This is a genomic window from Streptomyces sp. NPDC088810 (genome assembly GCF_044750305.1).
Lineage (GTDB): Bacteria > Actinomycetota > Actinomycetes > Streptomycetales > Streptomycetaceae > Streptomyces.
This window is the reverse complement of sequence record NZ_JBIVJQ010000003.1, coordinates 204,521-220,747: the sequence shown is the minus strand read 5'-3', so window position 1 is coordinate 220,747 and position 16,227 is coordinate 204,521. Positions and strand designations below refer to the sequence as shown.

At 68.5% G+C, this 16,227-nt stretch carries 10 protein-coding genes; 4 read left to right on the top strand and 6 right to left on the bottom strand.

All coding sequences use genetic code 11. The annotated features are described in order from the left end of the window. The first annotated feature begins 96 nt into the window (after positions 1 to 96). The 4 genes from ACIP4Y_RS11845 to ACIP4Y_RS11830 all read left to right on the top strand — a co-directional run bounded on the left by ACIP4Y_RS11845 (position 97) and on the right by ACIP4Y_RS11830 (position 4,770). Positions 97 to 1,110 carry an acetamidase/formamidase family protein gene (locus ACIP4Y_RS11845; RefSeq protein ID WP_401391173.1) on the top strand — a complete coding sequence of 338 codons (1,014 nt, stop codon included), beginning with the start codon at positions 97 to 99 and terminating at the stop codon, positions 1,108 to 1,110. Between the two features lie 69 nt (positions 1,111 to 1,179). Further along, positions 1,180 to 1,779, top strand: a complete 600-nt coding sequence (locus ACIP4Y_RS11840) for an N-acetylmuramoyl-L-alanine amidase (protein WP_401392492.1) — start codon at positions 1,180 to 1,182, stop codon at positions 1,777 to 1,779. Between the two features lie 103 nt (positions 1,780 to 1,882). Beyond that, positions 1,883 to 3,190: a GAF domain-containing protein gene (locus tag ACIP4Y_RS11835; RefSeq protein WP_401391171.1), complete on the top strand. Its 1,308-nt coding sequence runs from the start codon at positions 1,883 to 1,885 to the stop codon at positions 3,188 to 3,190. Between the two features lie 56 nt (positions 3,191 to 3,246). Beyond that, positions 3,247 to 4,770: an aldehyde dehydrogenase family protein gene (locus ACIP4Y_RS11830; RefSeq protein ID WP_401391168.1), complete on the top strand. Its 1,524-nt coding sequence runs from the start codon at positions 3,247 to 3,249 to the stop codon at positions 4,768 to 4,770. Positions 4,771 to 5,682: 912 nt separating this feature from the next. Here the strand turns inward: ACIP4Y_RS11830 and ACIP4Y_RS11825 are convergent. From ACIP4Y_RS11825 to ACIP4Y_RS11800, 6 genes are all read right to left on the bottom strand, one after another. Continuing rightward, entirely contained in the window at positions 5,683 to 5,892 is a 210-nt protein-coding gene (locus tag ACIP4Y_RS11825) for a DUF6243 family protein (protein WP_093896585.1), read from the bottom strand. Between the two features lie 320 nt (positions 5,893 to 6,212). After that, positions 6,213 to 9,143, bottom strand: coding sequence for a putative dsRNA-binding protein (locus ACIP4Y_RS11820; RefSeq protein WP_401391164.1), 2,931 nt, complete (start codon positions 9,141 to 9,143; stop codon positions 6,213 to 6,215). A gap of 918 nt (positions 9,144 to 10,061) precedes the next feature. Continuing rightward, a complete protein-coding gene (locus ACIP4Y_RS11815; RefSeq protein ID WP_401391161.1) occupies positions 10,062 to 11,876 on the bottom strand; it encodes a UvrD-helicase domain-containing protein in 1,815 nt (604 codons plus the stop codon). Continuing rightward, the gene (locus ACIP4Y_RS11810) at positions 11,873 to 13,957 is read right to left on the bottom strand and encodes an ATP-dependent nuclease (protein WP_401391158.1); all 2,085 of its coding nucleotides are present in this window, start codon (positions 13,955 to 13,957) and stop codon (positions 11,873 to 11,875) included. Before ACIP4Y_RS11810 ends, ACIP4Y_RS11815 begins: the two co-directional genes overlap by 4 nt. Before the next feature lie 407 nt (positions 13,958 to 14,364). After that, positions 14,365 to 15,816, bottom strand: a complete 1,452-nt coding sequence (locus ACIP4Y_RS11805) for a hypothetical protein (protein ID WP_401391155.1) — start codon at positions 15,814 to 15,816, stop codon at positions 14,365 to 14,367. Further along, positions 15,813 to 16,130 carry a hypothetical protein gene (locus ACIP4Y_RS11800; RefSeq protein WP_401391152.1) on the bottom strand — a complete coding sequence of 106 codons (318 nt, stop codon included), beginning with the start codon at positions 16,128 to 16,130 and terminating at the stop codon, positions 15,813 to 15,815. The genes ACIP4Y_RS11805 and ACIP4Y_RS11800 overlap by 4 nt, the downstream gene beginning before the upstream one ends. Between the last annotated feature and the right edge of the window lie 97 nt (positions 16,131 to 16,227).

The window sequence follows — 16,227 nt, the reverse complement described above, 5'->3', positions numbered from 1 at the left end:
CGCGGGCGACTGCCTGCCGCCGGCGGTGCCGGCCCCGTCCCGGCCGGCGCGATGCACCAGCCCGACGACCGCTCCGCGGAAGGGAGCCGAGCCACGATGACCGAGCCCCGGATCCTCAGCGTGCGCCCGGAACCGGATCAGTACGCCTGGACGTTCGGCGGAGCAGCGCCGTTGGCCCGGATCGCGCCCGGTACGGTCCTCGACCTGTACACCGAGGACTGCTTCGCCGGCCGGGTCCGCTCCGAGAAGGACCTCGTGTCCGAGGTGTGCGAGTTCCCCTACCTCAATCCGCAGACGGGCCCCTTCCACATCGAGGGCGCCGAACCCGGAGACACCGTGGCCGTGCACTTCGTGTCGATCGAACCGGCCCGGGACTGGGCGGCGTCCACGACGGTCCCCCTGTTCGGCGCGCTCACCTCCACCCACACCACGGCCACGCTGCAGCCGCCGCTGCCGGAGCGGGTCTGGATCTGGCAACTGGACCGGGACCGTCGGACCGCGCTGTTCCAGGCGCGGGACAGTGACCTCCAGGTGGAGCTGCCCCTGGACCCGATGCACGGCACGGTGGGCGTGGCACCCGCCGGCCTGGAGGTGCGCTCGGCCCTGGTGCCGGACGCGCACGGCGGGAACATGGACACGCCCGAGATGCGGGCCGGCGTCACCTGCTACCTGGGGGTCAATGTCGAGGGCGCCCTGCTCAGCCTCGGCGACGGGCACGCCCGGCAGGGGGAGGGCGAGACCTGCGGGGTGGCCGTGGAGTGCGCGATGAACACGGTGGTGGTCGTGGACCTCCTCAAGGACGTCGCCACACCGTGGCCCCGGCTGGAGTCGGACACGCACATCATCTCGACCGGCTCGGCCCGCCCGTTGGAGGACGCGTTCCGGATATCCCAGCTCGACCTGGTGCAGTGGCTGGTGCGCGACTACGGGTTCGGTGAGCTGGACGCGTACCAATTCACAACGCAGGCGGTCGAATCGCCGTTGGCCAACGTGTGCGACACGAACTACACGTGCGTGGCCAAGCTCCGCAAGGAGTGGCTGCCCGCGCGGGAGACGTACCGCGGTGTGCACACGCGGCTGCGGGAAACCGCGCGGGCCCTGCGCGGCTGACGTCCTCGCCGTACCCCTGACCGACGAACGGCCCTCCGAAGGCACCCCGAAAGGCATCCCGCCATGGACATGGACCGAGCCGAACCGCGGCTCAGCCGGCGACGGCTGCTGAAGGGCGCGGCACTCGCCGCCGTCCCCTACGCGCTGCTCCCCGACCCGCGTGCCGGAGCACAGACCGGGTTCGTCGACTACCCGCCGGCCGAGTGGCAGCCGGCGAGCGGCGCCAACTACACGGTGGCCGACCGCCCCGGTGACTACGCGATCAACCGGGTGATCATCCACGTGACCCAGGAGACGTACACCGACACGCTGGCGATCTTCGGCAATCCGGAGAAACAGGTCTCCGCGCACTATGTGGTCCGCTCTGCGGACGGGCATGTCGCGCAGTGCGTGCACGAGGCCGACATCCCCTGGCACGCGGGCAACTGGACGTACAACACACGCAGCATCGGCATCGAGCACGAGGGCTGGGTGGACCAGCCCGGCTACTTCACCGACGCGCTGTACGAGGAGTCGGCGAAGCTCACGGCGGCGGTCTGCGCCACGTACGGCATCCCCCGCGACCGGGAGCACATCATCGGTCACTATCAGGTGCCCGGCACCGACCACGCCGACCCGGGACCGTACTGGGACTGGGTGCGCTACATCAGAATGGTCAACTTCGCCTAGCCGGGGCGGAGCCGCCGTCGCACCGGTTGTCCGGGCGAACACCCGGGGTGACGATGGTCCCAGCCGCCGAGGTACCGCCGTTCCACCGTCCGGGGAGGCCGAGTTGACCGATCCGTGGGTTGCCCTGGAGCCGGGGGCCGATCCCGCCGAGCGTGTCCGGGCGCTGCGCCGGGCGCACGAGACGTTCACCACGGCCGGGACGGTGCCGCGGCCGGTGCGGTCGGTGGTGGCGGAGTCGTGGCGGCGCAGTGCGCGGGCCGGTGTCGGGCCGGACGGCACCGCCAGGGTGGAGCTGACCGACGGCGACCTCGGCGCGTACCGCGCGGAGCATCCGCTGGCCCGGGTGATGCCCCTGTTCCGAGAGCTGATGGGCACGTTCGCGGCCGACGGCGAGCACCTGCTGGCGGTGTGCGACGCGCACGGCAGGCTGTTGTGGGTGGAGGGGCATGCGGCGACCCGGCGCCGCGCGGACCGGATGAACTTCGTGCCCGGGGCCCGCTGGTCGGAGAGCGCGGTCGGCACCAACGCGCCGGGTACCGCGGTCGCCGTGGGCCGGCCTGTGCAGGTGTTCGCCGCCGAGCACTTCATACGGCGGGTGCAGCCGTGGACATGTGCCGCCGCTCCGGTGCACGATCCACGCACCGGGCGGGTCCTGGGGGCCGTGGACATCACCGGCGGGGACGGGCTCGCCCATCCGCACAGCCTCGGCTTCGTGCAGGCGGTGGCGCGGGCCGCCGAGGCACAGCTCGCTCTGCTCGCCCCGCCGCCCGCCGCCGCGGAGGGGCCGCTGCTGAGCGCGCTGGGGCGGGACGAGGCCGAACTGGCCGTGGACCGGCGGCGGACGAGGCTCAGCCGCCGGCACAGCGAGATTCTCGTGCTGCTCTCCCGGCATCCCGAGGGCCTGAGCGGTGACGAGCTGCTGTGCGCGCTGTACGCGGACGAGTCGGTGACGCCGGTGACGTTGCGGGCCGAACTCGCCCGGATGCGCCGGGTGGTGGGTCCGGGGCTGCTCGCCTCGCGGCCGTACCGGCTGGCGGCCGCGGTCGAGTCGGACGCCACCGTGGTGGAGCGGTGGTTGGAGAAGGGTGCGCTCACCGCGGCGGTGGAGGCGTACACCGGACCGCTGCTGCCCGGCTCGCAGGCCCCGGCGATCGTCCGGCTGCGGGAGCGGCTCGCGGGCGTGCTGCGCACGGCGCTGATCGCGCACCGCGATCCCGATCTGCTGGCGGACTGGGCGCACGCGCCGTGGGGCGAGGACGATCTCGAGGTGTGGCGGGCGCTCGCGGCGGTGCGCCCGACGGCCCCGGTCCGCGCCCGGCTCGCCGCTCTGGAGGCGGAGCTTGCGGTACCGGTCGGCCGGGCACCGGCGCGGATCTGCGGTGCAACGTCCGTGCAACGTCCGCTTGCCTAGCCTCGCGCCGAGAGCTGCCCGACGGCGGGCAGCGCCGCACCAGGAGGCAGACCAGCATGACTCGTTACGCGGCGCCGGGCACCGAAGGGGCGATCGTCTCCTACCAGGCACGCTACGACCACTTCATCGGCGGCGCCTATGTGCCGCCGGCGCGCGGGCAGTACTTCGAGAATCCGTCGCCGGTCGACGGGCAGCCGTTCACGGAGGTCGCGCGTGGTACCGCGGAGGACGTCGAGCGGGCGCTGGACGCGGCGCACGAGGCGGCACCCGGGTGGGGCCGTACGCCGGTGGCGGAGCGCTCCGACATCCTGCTGAAGATCGCCGACCGGATGGAGGCGTACCTGGAGCCGCTGGCGGTGGCCGAGAGCTGGGAGAACGGCAAGCCGGTGCGGGAGACGCTGGCCGCCGACATCCCGCTCGCGATCGACCACTTCCGCTACTTCGCGGGGGCGATCCGGGCGCAGGAGGGTTCGCTGGGCGAGCTGGACGACGACACGGTGGCCTACCACTTCCACGAGCCGCTCGGGGTCGTCGCGCAGATCATCCCGTGGAACTTCCCGATCCTGATGGCCGCCTGGAAGCTGGCGCCGGCGCTGGCCGCGGGGAACGCGGTGGTCCTCAAGCCGGCCGAGCAGACCCCGGCCTCCATCCACTACTGGCTGAGCCTGATCGCGGATCTGCTGCCGCCGGGCGTGCTGAACATCGTCAACGGCTTCGGTGTGGAGGCGGGCAAGCCGCTGGCGTCGAGCCCGCGGGTGGCGAAGGTCGCGTTCACCGGCGAGACCACGACCGGGCGGCTGATCATGCAGTACGCCTCGGAGAACATCAAGCCGGTCACCCTGGAACTCGGCGGGAAGTCGCCGAACATCTTCTTCGACGACGTGTGGGCGCACGACGACGACTTCCGTGACAAGGCGCTCGAAGGCTTCACGATGTTCGCGCTCAACCAGGGCGAGGTCTGCACGTGTCCGTCCCGGGCGCTGATCCAGCGCGGCCGCTACGCGGAGTTCCTGGAGGCGGCCGTCGAACGCACCCGGCACATCACAGCGGGCCATCCGCTGGACACCGACACCATGATCGGCGCCCAGGCCTCCCACGACCAGCTGGAGAAGGTGCTCTCCTACCTGGACATCGGCCGCCAGGAGGGCGCGAGGATCCTCACCGGCGGTGAACGCGTCGAGTACGACGGCGAGTTGAAGGGCGGCTACTACGTCCAGCCGACCATCTTCGAGGGCGACAACCGCATGCGGATCTTCCAGGAGGAGATCTTCGGGCCGGTCGTCTCGGTGGCCTCCTTCGACGACTTCGACGACGCGATCAAGATCGCCAACGACACGCAGTACGGCCTGGGCGCGGGCGTGTGGACCCGGGACATCAACACCGCCTACCGGGCGGGCCGCGCGATCCAGGCGGGCCGGGTGTGGACCAACTGCTACCACGCCTACCCCGCGCACGCGGCGTTCGGCGGCTACAAGCAGTCCGGGATCGGCCGCGAGACCCACAAGATGATGCTGGAGCACTACCAGCAGACGAAGAACGTTCTAGTTTCATACAGTCCTCAGAAGCTCGGGTTCTTCTAGAACTCAAATCGGTTGCCTGGAGGCGCCATTGCTCTCCAGGCAACCTGCACGACAGTTACGGTGCATCACAGCGCCAGCACCTTGAGCAACTACACGACCGTCGAACGTACCTCCTCCGGACCATACACGGACCGCCGAGCAGCAGGGGCGAAGGATTCGAATGAGTACGCCGGGAAAGCCTGTGTCCGGGTTCAGGGTGTCGGGGTGGCCGGCAGGCGAGTGCGTTGATGAAACGACGTGTGAGGCTGGATTCACGGCCGGGCGGGACCGGGGCACGTTCGGCGGCAAGAGCTTTGACGAGGCGCCCCCGGCGCGATTCGGCGGATGTGGGGCGCAGGACCAGGTCGCGGTAGTCGGTCCAAGCGAGGTTGTTGCGTACTGCACCCCAGTGCTTTCGGTGCTGGCGCGGCCGGTAGATCAACCGGGAGAAGTCGCCCGGCCGGTAGCAGCACATGGCGGCGAACGACCAGCGGCGCCAGGACCAACCGCACACCCGCACCACGGGCGTGCGACGCGCCGGAACGGATCGGCGTGCGGGTCCGGCCAGCGGAAAGCGAATCGCCCGGTCGGCTGACTACATGTAGTGGGCGTAGCGAGTGGCGACAGCTTGGTCGGACGGGCAGAAGCGCAAAACGGATTTGACTTGGTTGGCCGTGCGCAGGGTGACGGGGAGCCGCCCATCCAGGCCGGTCTGGTTCCAGTTCATCTTGGTCACAGCAAGGAGTTCTGCAGCCAGTTCGCGCGGGTCCCGGGCAGGACCCACGGGCCTGATGCCAATCGGCCTCGGAATGTACATGCCTGGGTAGGTTCGATAAAACGGGGCAGGCCGCGCCCGGTACGGCACCAGGGCCCGGACCACGTGTCGCGGTCCGGGCCCTGCCCCGTGCGGTGCCGCCCTGCGGTGGCGGTGCGTCAGCTCTGTGCGGTGTTGTCGCCCGTCTGCCCGGCGCCCTCGGCAGTGCCTGCCTTCTCGCGCATCTTGCGCACCAGCTCCGCCTTCTGGTCGGCGGCACCCTGGCGGTCGAGGTTGCGGTGCGGACCGTTGTTCTGCCGTTCGGCGCGGGACAGCTTCTTGCGCTGGCCGCCGCCCATGCCCACGGGGTTGTTGATGTTCTTGCTCACGGGTTCTCCCGGAATGTTATGAAGTGATCTACGGATTCATCGGTGGGGGACGGACACAGCGACGTCGAAGGACGTCAGCAGGGGCCCATCACGCTCTCACTCGTAAATCGGCGCCTGGAAGAACATGAGCAAGACGTTACCTGGTCCCGTCGGCTCCGCATACCAAGTTTTCGCCGTCCCGGCGTCGGCCGGGCCTTCGGTGAGCGCCCAGGGGCAGCCGTTTCCTTCCAGAGCCAGCGGGGGCTCTGCAGCGCCATTCCTGTCACGCCCTTGCCACGCTGAAGCGGAGCGAAGAACGTGGCCCGGCTCGGGTTGCGGGCTCACGAATACGGCTGCTCGTCCTGTGCTTCCGCAGGCCCGTCGGCGACTTGCTCAATGAGCCGTCGCCGGTCCTTCGGCCCGGAGGCGTAGGCGTCCATGCCTGCGGCGGCCAAGGGATGAAGTGGATCTGTCTCGAGATCGCCGTGCAGGCGCAGCAGTACATGGTCGTCACCGACCAGGCAGTCGGTGTACGGAAGGGCGTGCGACAGAAGGCGGGCGAAATCATCGCAAGCCGCCCGGACGTCCACCTTGTCGAGGCCGAGCCAGACGTGCAGCGTGCCGTCCTGAACCGTCAGCTCGACGTCGATGCGGGTATCGGCCGCCTCGGCGGCTTCGCCGCCCCACTTCAGGGTCTCGTCAAGCGCGCCGAGGTGGATGGGGAGCGGGCGGAAGATCTCCTGACGCATGTCGTCGCGGACCGTGACGCCGGTGGCCGGGGCCTGATCGCGCCACCAGTCCTGCACGACGTCGCGAACGGAGGCGGCCTGCGGCCCGCTGCTCAGCGCTCGCCGTACGGCGTCCGCCGCGTTTCGCCGAACCACGCTCGCGACGTCTGATCCAGGTTCGGCAGCCATACGGCGTAGGAGCGATCCAGGCCCGAGTCGGGTGTCGTCGAGGACCTTCGGGTACAGCTCGAGCAGGGCGTCCGGTACGGCTGTGCCGTCCGGCCCGAGCAGCTGGCGGATGCGTTCTGCCCAGGCAAGAAACGCCTCGGTGTCGCCGGTGGTGAGGAGGTCGGTGCCGAGGTCACCGCGGGCGAGCATGCGGGCGCGCTGCCTTTCCGTCGGCTGGCCGAGGCCATCGAGTTGGGCGCGCAGGAGGAAGACGAGCAGGTCCCGTTCCGGGGCGGGGAGATCGTCGACGGCACCGTTGACGGGGGTGGCGAGGATGTCGAGGACGGCCTCGGCGGTCGCCCTCTTCGCCTCCGGTTTCCCGGGGGTTCCGGGCAGACGCTCGGTCCACCGGTGCACACGGCCTCGAGCGTCCCGCAGCCTGATCGTGGCGGTGAAGCTCTTCAGGTGGTCCGGCCCCGAGACGTCGTACGTGTAATCGTGGTCGATCCCGTATGTGGTGGCCATGGTGGCGAGGATGGTCACCGGGTCGTGCTGGTGTTCCAAGGCGGAGAGCCAGTCGTCGAGGACGGCGGGCCAGCGCCTGAGCAGCCGAGGCCCGTGGATGCGCCAGGCCGCGGCGACGACCGCCTGGGTGGCGTCCGACACCGCTGTGCGGCTCTGTCCGCTCTCACCGCGGCTCGTCAGCAGCCCTTCGGCGAGCTGGAGGGTCGCACCGAGCCGGGCGGTGTCGTCGTCAGAGGTGGTGAGGATGCGTGCCTCGTCCTCGTCGGGGGTGAGGCCGTGCGCGAGGGCCTGGCGGACGCGGACGTGGGCGGCGAGGTGGTTCACCACGTGCGAGCCGTGGTGGGCGAGGAGGTGGTTGTCGCGCTGGCGGGCGGCGGTCGCCGCCGCCTGGTTCTCGTGGACCCAGGAGGCATGGGTGAGGGCTTGGGCGAGGAGCCCGTCCGCGCGATGCCCAAGCTCGAACATCGCCGCCAGGTCGCTCACGGCATCCCGATGTCGGTTGCCCGGCTGCGCGTAGGGCAGCGGCGACGCGGTAGGCAGGTTCGCGGGTGTCGCCTTCCGCTCGGCGCCCGCCGCCGCAGCCACCTTTGGGTATGCGTCGAGCAGTGCTCGTGCCGCCGCCGCCCGCGCCGCCTTCTTGGACTGGCCGGTGCCTCCCGCCATGCGGCCGGTTCCGGTGCGGACAGTGGCACGGAAGACCTTGCGGTGGTCCGGGCCCTCCTCGTCGTAGTCGTAGGTCAGTCCTTCCTTATGGAAAGCCGTATGCGCCAGAGTGACGGGATCGGCTCCCGTCTCCGCGGACGGCCGGTCGAGGTCGGGCCACACGGAGGCGACCAGCCTCTGGGCGATGTCGTGCTCGCCATAAAGACTGAGCACGCCGAGGATCTGCCGGGCCACTCCTTCGAAGACGGACCTGGCGGGCTGCTGCGCCTCCCCCGCGCCCATGCGCACCAGCCCCTGTTGGGCAGCCCACGCGCCGAGCGCAAGGTCGGCGGCGGCACGACGCCGGGCGTGTTCGCTCGACTGTTCGCCCACCTTCCGAGGGGTCGCCCATCGCGCGTAGGCGTCGAGCAGAATCACGTCGAGCGCGGTGGCACCGAGCCGGTCGAGCAGACCGAGCACGTGCGGTGTGACCTGGTCGACGTGGTGACTCTCGTAGAGATGACTGCGGTGTTCGGCGGCCAGGCCGAGCCAGGCAGTGACTTCGAGGCCGGCGTCCCATCCGCGCACGGCCTTCCCCACGATCTCGCGTACCTCTTGCCCGTACGTGCCCACCAGCGACACGGGCGGCTCGCACAGCGCCGGGTACGTGACGTCGTGGACGTCAAGCCGCCGTTCGGCGCGGGAGTAGGGCCGGACCGGCTCGGGCGACGGACGCTGTCCGGCCGCGGGCGGGGCCGACCGCGCGGGCCGGGACGGGCGGGCAGCTTCGGGGGGTGTGGTCCGGCCCCGGCGAGTGGACACCGGGCGCTGGCGGGCAGGACGCGAGTCGGTGCGCCGAGGGCCCGCCTGCGCCCTCCGCCCGCCGGTCGGCGATGTGTCATACCTGCCGTCCAGGAGGTTCTGGAGTTCGTTGGTGAGCCAGGAGGGCAGTCCGGTCGGGGGGTGGCCGCCGTCGAAGAAGTCGCCAGCCAGGTCAACGCAGTACGCGTACCGCTCCCACTCGTGGTGGCGTGCGTGTTCCTGACCGAGCGTGCGCAGCGCCGACCGCATCCGCGCGTACGGCACCGTCTGGCCGGCCAACTGGTACGACGTCCGGTTCCGCGCGGCATCGATGGCGAGCGCGATGCGGTGCACGGGTGTCGGCGGCGCGGTCTCGCGCAGCGACACGATACCGACCCAGCGGTTCATGGCCCTCCCCCTGCCGGGTGACGCGGCCCTGCCCGGCCCCGGCACACGCTCCCGGGTAGCGTCGGTGCGCTGACCCGGTGCGTGCGTACGGGCGGCAGCCTGCCCCCGGTCCTGCTGTCCCCTCCTCCCGCCGCTCCTCACGACCCGGTGATCACGGCGGCACTGGCCGTCAGCGTAGGCCGCCGGCCGCGGGTTCGGGAAGGGCTACATCGCGGCAAGGGGTGAAGCCGGTGGCCCCACCACCTTCCGCTACTGGTGCCGTCCGCAGCTCCACCACCGGCGCCGCTGAGCGAATGGTGGTTGCGGCGGATTCACTGGCGTCGCGCCGGTTCAACGGTCGCCAAGGTCCGCAGCCAGGCGACAGTGACGCGCATGACCGAGCCAGCTGTCGCGGTACAGCCCCTCCTTTTCGATCACCTGAACGCCCCGGTATCTGCGGAATTTGACGTACCGCCCGAGACGCGGTGTTCTGCGTCCATGACCAGGAACACGAGTGGCAGCGGCGCTGCCTCCACCCCCGCCAGTGACTTCGAACTCGGCTGCGGTAAGGCTTACTTCCGGATGGGTAACGTCACGGAGCGAGTCCAACTGGTGCTTGCTACAACGCTCCTTGTTGCCGTCCTCGGGACACTGGCCATCAACGCATTGGTGGTGACACGAACCCCTCGCCTGTGACGGTTGCAAGGACATCCCCCACAAGGGTTTGGCGGTGGCAGCCCTCGCCACCGCCACAGGTAGCGGTCTTGCCATTTGGCTCACGTCCCGATGATGACCCTTCGGACAACCGGGCACCGAGCAGGGGAAGGGGGCTTGTGAAGCTTCCCCTTGATCGTGGACACCTGGAGACTGGGACATGAGCATCACGGGGAAACTTCGTGTCGGGGTTGGCCCGGGGATCCGTCCGGCCTGCCTCGTCCCTCATTCGCCACCCACCACCGTATCCCCGTCGAACCGCAGCGACGTGATCCGCGACTCGCCGACCCACTCCCGGAGGGTGTCCAGTGCAGCGGGCTCAAGTTTCGTGGTGAAGAGAATGGCCAGGTCCTCTCTGGCCCGTGAGCATGCCACGTAGAAGAGGTTGCGTGCCCTGATGAACGCCTCAAGTTCCTTGTCCATCAGTTCGTCGCGCCGGGAGAAGTTAGCCAGCATCTCGGGGATCTGGAAGCGGGAGTGTCCCTTGCTGACCACGGCGAGGACCCGGTTGAACTCCAGTCCCTTGACTCCATGTTGTGTGGCGAAGGGCGTGCCGCCGCCGAGGTGCTCGTTCAACGCCAGCAACTCCGCGTACGGCACCTGGCGCAGTTGTTGGTACTCCTTCAACCGCGCCGCCGCCCGGACTTCGGCCTTGTCGTCACTCACAGCCTGTGGGTCGGTGCCGGATGGTGAAACGGCCCTCCGGTGGCGCTCGCGCACCTTCCCCAGGCCGTCGAAGAGCTGCTGCTCAAGACAGAGGTCGAGGACGTCGCCGACCGTGCCCGTCTTGCGGGCCTCCCCCAGTTTCGTCAGGAACGCCATCCATTCCTGCTTGTCGGCCGACGAGTTGATGGGTGGGCGGCCACGGGGGTCGAGTGCGTCGAACATCGCGCCGTAGCGCTTGTTCCGGTGGTGGAGCAGGGCCGGTTCCAGCGTGTCCATGAAGAAGGCCATGGCGTGGTCCTCCTTCCTCACGTAGGAATCGTTGCGCCGAAAGGCCCCGTGGAGCTTCTGATATCCCAATTCGCCGGCGATCGTCTCGTGCGTGAGCATGAGGATCTTCGTGCTGGGCTCCTCCGCCCGCGCCTGGGCATCGTGACCGGATGCCCCGGTGTTCCATAACCGGTCGCGGACGTCGTCCAGTACCCATTTCCGGGCCGCGTGGGCCGCGTCCCAGCCGAGCTGACCCTTCCGGTGGTGGGTGAGCCTCGTCCCGGCCCATTCGTTGGTGTGGTAGACGGCGACGGTGCCCTCGCCAACTCCTGACGCCGTGGTCTGCGTCAGTTCGGGACGCATCGTGTTCAGGAGGTTCACGACGGCGCGCTGCGAGCGCCGATTCCGCCGTCTGAAGACCGGTGTCGGGCGGGCGTCCTCGAGTGCCCCGCACGCGTTGTCGTAGATCTGCTGCCAATGGTCCCCGAAGAAGCCGCAGAGGGGGCCGCGCGCGGTGGCCTCATCGCCCGGCGTGCCCAGCATGGCCTCCGCCAGACCGGCGGGGGTGTCCTGGTACTCGTCCACGAAGACGATCGGGAACCGGTCGGCAGCCAGGGCCCGGAACTTGGGAAGGGCGAAAAACGCCCTCGCGAGGACGGGCAGATCGTTGTGACCCAGCTGCACCCGACGGCTGTCATGGTCCACTTTCTGGAAGCCGGTGCTGTACTCGACGGTGTAGCCGTCCAGTGAGGTGTGGCCCTCCATCTTCGACAGCATGATGTCCAGCTCGACGATGTGGCGCAACAGGTGCTTGCGGAAAGGGGAGAGCAGCTGCCACAGGAAACCATGGATGGTTTCGGCGAACACGTACGGGCTGCGGTCGGTACGGCTGATGATCTCGTCGCGGGCCACATTGGTGTAGGTGACGCAGGCGATGCGCTGGTGGGGCCGCGGGAGGTAGCGGGGGCGGTCAGCTAGGATGCTCTGGAGCGCCTCGATCAGTGAGCTGGTCTTGCCCGCACCGGCACCGGCCTCCACCTTGAAGTGACGGCCCGCCTGGAGAGCCGTCAGGATCGTGTACGTGACGTCTTTCGCCTCGGTCGTCACTGGACGTCCACCTTCGTCGCCGTCCCGTCCTGTGCCATGAGCCACTCGAGGCCGCGCCTGATGTACTTCGGGACCTGCCAGTCGTGGTCTCCGAGGACGTGGTCTAGGGCGAAGTCGACCTTGCTGCGCCGCGTCTCCACGCTGCTACGGGCCTGTTGTTCCAGTTCCTCGGCGGGAGCGGCACCCGTGGGGATACCGAACAGGGCCCGGTTGGCCAGCGCGAAGGCGTCCTCGAAAGTGCGGCCGCACGGACCGCCGGGCTCCTCCGGCACCTGGTAGGCGAGGCACATGCTGCCGCCGGCGATCGGCGGGTCCGTCTCGGCCCGCTGCAGCAGCTCGGCCACCGTGATGTCGGCCATCTCGGGGGACCACGCCCTGATGGACTGGTTGGACGTGCGTCCGGATTCGGACACCAGGCATTTGCGGATCTTGGGCTCCCTGTCGTCGACGGGATCAAGGTCCGTGATGATCAGGGCTGGGATCCCGAGGACCTTCAACAGCGGATAGAACCTGTGGGCATGCGCCCCGCCGACCTCCATCAAGGTCACGTACTGGTGCTGGGACGTCTCTCCGGGCCGCCTCGCCGCCAGCTTCTCCTCCGCAGCCGGGACGAAGATACGCTCGCTGGCGCCCTCGACGAGGATGGCCTTGTCCGCGAAGTAGAGGTCGGCCCGGGTGAGGGTCAGGTACTTGCGGAGGAACCTCTCGTCGCCGGTCACCTGGGACAGGTCCTTGATGACGGTGCGGGCCGGCCCCGGCTCGCTTCCGCTCTCCACGGTGTCCTCCTCCTTCCGGAAGTATCGGATGTCGGAGAAGTGTGCCCGGTTGGCCACGTGTGCCGAGTGGGTGGTCACCACGAACTGAGCGTTCCACCGGGGGCTGCTGTCGATTGCGGTGCTGCTCTCCTCGACCGCTCCCCTTTGCCCGGGCATCGTCGCTCTCATCTGCGCGTCGATCCGGGGGAACAGATTGACGGAGTACGTGAGTCGCTGGATGAACGCCTCCTGCATCTGCGGATGCAGATGGGCCTCCGGTTCCTCCAGGAAGACGAGATGGATCCCCGACTCCGGAGAGGTCGCCGTGTGGTCGCGATAGCAGGTGAAGAGCCTGAGCAGAATCATCACCAAGTTCCGCGTACCGAGACCGTTGTACGACTCCGGGAACCGCACACCGGCCACTCCTGGATAGTGAATGCGCGCGAAGTTCCTGAGCAGCCTCTTGGAGTCCAGCCGGGCGGCCGTGACGAACTCCTGGTTGCCCAGACCCGGATAGCCGAATGCCTTCAACGTCGGCGCCACACGTTCGCGGACCTTCTGGAGGCTGCTGTCGAGACTGCCGGAGGTGTCCACGAGTGTCCTGTCGATGTTCGCGGCGAGCTCCTCCAGCCACGTCGCGTTCTGGCTCTTCTCCGCCGCGGTCAGCAGTTGCTCGAAGACCGCTCCGATTGGTGCGGCATGCCCGTCGCTCTCGTCGTCCAGCCCTCGCTGCGCCTCGACGAAGTCCACCCTCACCAGGGTGCGCACGTCCGCGAGGTCGACCGGTCGGACGTTCGCCTCATCGGTCGGGTCCACCGCCATCACCGACATCTCGAAGTGCTTCGGGATGCCTCTGCCCAGCTGCTCAAGCGTGGCCGTGGCATCCGGCCCCACCGGCACGCCGCCGAAGAACTCCTTCAGGGCACCGTCCCCCAACGCGAAGGCGAACCTGATCACCACCTCGGAGCAGTCGGGGTCGAGGTCCACCACGAAGGGGGCCAGGGGTCCGTACTGGCCGCAGTCCTTGTCGTAGGAGATGTGGAGGGTGAGGGTGACTGCCGGAACCGTGTCGCGCGCCTGCTCCGCCTCACCCGAGGCGAAGAGGCGATGGGCGGCGAGGAACTCCTCGTAGCAGTCGGCGGAGAAGTCCTCGATGCGCAGCGCGGCCTTCTTCCTCGCCACGAAGAATTCGAACAGTTTCGCCAGCGAGGTCTTTCCCGTGTTGTTGCGGCCGACGCACAGTGTCACCTTGTCCGTGAAGGAAAGCTCGGTTCTGCGGAGCAGCCGGAAGTTGCGGATGACCGCCTTGGTGAGCCGAGGCGGCACCGGGACTACGGTCCCGTGTGGTTCGGCGGAGCCGTCTCGCGGGCCTGGGATGACACGCGGATCACTGGTCTGGGTCATCGCGGCTCCTTGCTGCGCTCGTACACACCCTGGGACGTCCGGCGGGAACACACAGCAAAGGAAGTCGCAAGCCCCATGAGATGCCGTCACCCCTCAGGATCTGGGGCCGCATCTTGTCACCATAATTCTCTAAATGCACAGCGGTCGCATTTGATTCAGTTTCGGTCGCCTATCGATCTGAATTCACTCCCGAATGTTCGAGATACGGCACCCATGCGGCCACCACCTCATAGGCCGACGGACCGCGTGAGGGATGGCCATGTACGAGGCGCACAGCGTGACCGGTGCTCAGCGAAGGCGCTGCGCCAGGAGCGGTGAATGGGTCCGCATCAGGTCCGATGCCAGCCCATGTCCAGTCCCGTCGAGTCCTTGAGGACCTGGTTCAGCGCTTCGACCTGTCCGACGTCGTCGAAGAGGCTGCGGGGAAGGTGGTCGTGAGCGAGAGGGCCGACGCCGTGCAGGATGTCGTCGTACGCCGACGCCACGGCGGCACCTATCAGTAGGTCCGTCGCCTCATCGAGGCCCACGTGCTCCGCCGGCCACCGGTACTCACCCTGACTCACCTGGAACACCGGGAACAGCCACTGCATGTCCCGGTCGGGCTTGATGAACCTGGTCGCTCTCTCGCCCAGGAAATTGACGCCGTAGTGCGAGATCGAACAGACGTCTCTATCCCGCAGGGCAAGCAGACGTGAAGCGCACATGAGGGACACGGCAGGCGTACGCGCGGACAGGTGCATGGGGGCCGTGGCGGCTTCCCGGAGGGTCGAGAGGTCGGACAGACGGGAAGCCACGCTTCCCATCCGGAGCCCACTGCGCTTGGCCAGCATGTGCTGGAAGTGGACCGTCGCCTCGTGGCTCGGATACTGGAACTCCAGGTCCGTCTCCCAGCCCGTCATCGCCTTGGCTGCCGTCACGAACCGGTAGGGAGGATAGAGCTCTTTCCAGTCGACGGACGGGTCGTCGGAGTTCAAGCCCGGCACCACAGGGTTCAGTGCGAAGTCGATGAGGGCCAGGACGGTACTTCCGCCGAGGGTGCGCCCTGCGAGAGCACGTGCCAGGCGACACGGCATCCCATACTCGCCGTTCAGCACCTCGAGCAAGAACTCGCGCAGCGCCGGGTCAGCTTTCCGTATGAAGGCGCCCTCGAACTGGAAGAGTTCGTCGAGCACCGCCGCGCACTCGAAGAGGACTCGAGTGGTGAGCGGGCCCTCGGAGGTGTGCACGAGCTTCAGGGGCCCGTCGATGCCGACGCGTACGTCATCAGGACACTCGACCATCTCCATGCCCGCACCCTGGCGCCACATGTCTCCGAGGGAGTGCTCCATTGCCGCCCGCATGTCCCAGGTGGCGGTGTCGAACTCCGTCAGACCCTCCGGGTCCAAGAGGAGGTAGTAGGCGAAGTAGAGGTTGAGCCAATCCAATTCGCTGTATTTCAGTTCCCCTTGGGCGTGCTTGGGGTAGCGCTCAAAGGAGAAAAAGGGGAGTCCGCTGCTCCGGTCCTCGTGGAGATGCTCCACGTCTTGCCGGGGCAGGTGAGAGATCGTGTACGCGGCCAACTGGTCCCTCGTGCGCCGCAGCAGGCTCAGAAGAATGCCGACAGTGGATCCGTGATATCGCGCCCAGTGGCTGCTCTCGTGGACGTAGGTCTTGTGCCAGGAGCCGACCGCCGTCACAAGATCGCTGGTGCGCGTGCAGGTCTGATCCTGGAAGAGGATCTGGCTGCGCAGATTCAACTCGGCGCCGCTCGAGTTCCGTAGACGTGGAGAGTGGACGGTCACCGGTTCACCCCTTCCGAGCCGTCCGCACCTTGGTCGTCGTCTTCCGGTCGAGGAGGCGCGTCCTCCACGGGCCCCCGGTCACGCGCCCGCTCGACCAATGCCTTCAAGGCGTCATACAGGGTGTTCGTGGCCAGTCCGGCGGCGACGGAGATGGAGATCTCCGCCCAGTGGGTGTGGCGTAAGGAGTCGCGCCTGTTCTGCTGCAGGGGCGTGAGGGCGAGGGAGCACTTTCCGGCGAGGTGCTGATCCGCCTCTATTTCCCGTGCTAGCACCTTCAAGTTCGCGGCTTCGCCCCGGTATTCAAAGATCGGCATGGCGGGAGCCTACAACTGGCTTCCGGTTCACGGATCGAGACTCGGACACCGCCGTCTTCGCTGGAGGACCGCGGTAGCGCAACGTCGGGTGAGTTCG

Bases quoted from the DNA above. Each gene is read 5' to 3' on its own strand.
- ACIP4Y_RS11845 (WP_401391173.1), top strand. From the start codon at position 97: ATGACCGAGCCCCGGATCCTCAGCGTGCGCCCGGAACCGGATCAGTAC.
- ACIP4Y_RS11840 (WP_401392492.1), top strand. From the start codon at position 1,180: ATGGACCGAGCCGAACCGCGGCTCAGCCGGCGACGGCTGCTGAAGGGC.
- ACIP4Y_RS11800 (WP_401391152.1), bottom strand. From the start codon at position 16,130: ATGCCGATCTTTGAATACCGGGGCGAAGCCGCGAACTTGAAGGTGCTA.
- ACIP4Y_RS11830 (WP_401391168.1), top strand. From the start codon at position 3,247: ATGACTCGTTACGCGGCGCCGGGCACCGAAGGGGCGATCGTCTCCTAC.
- ACIP4Y_RS11820 (WP_401391164.1), bottom strand. From the start codon at position 9,143: ATGAACCGCTGGGTCGGTATCGTGTCGCTGCGCGAGACCGCGCCGCCG.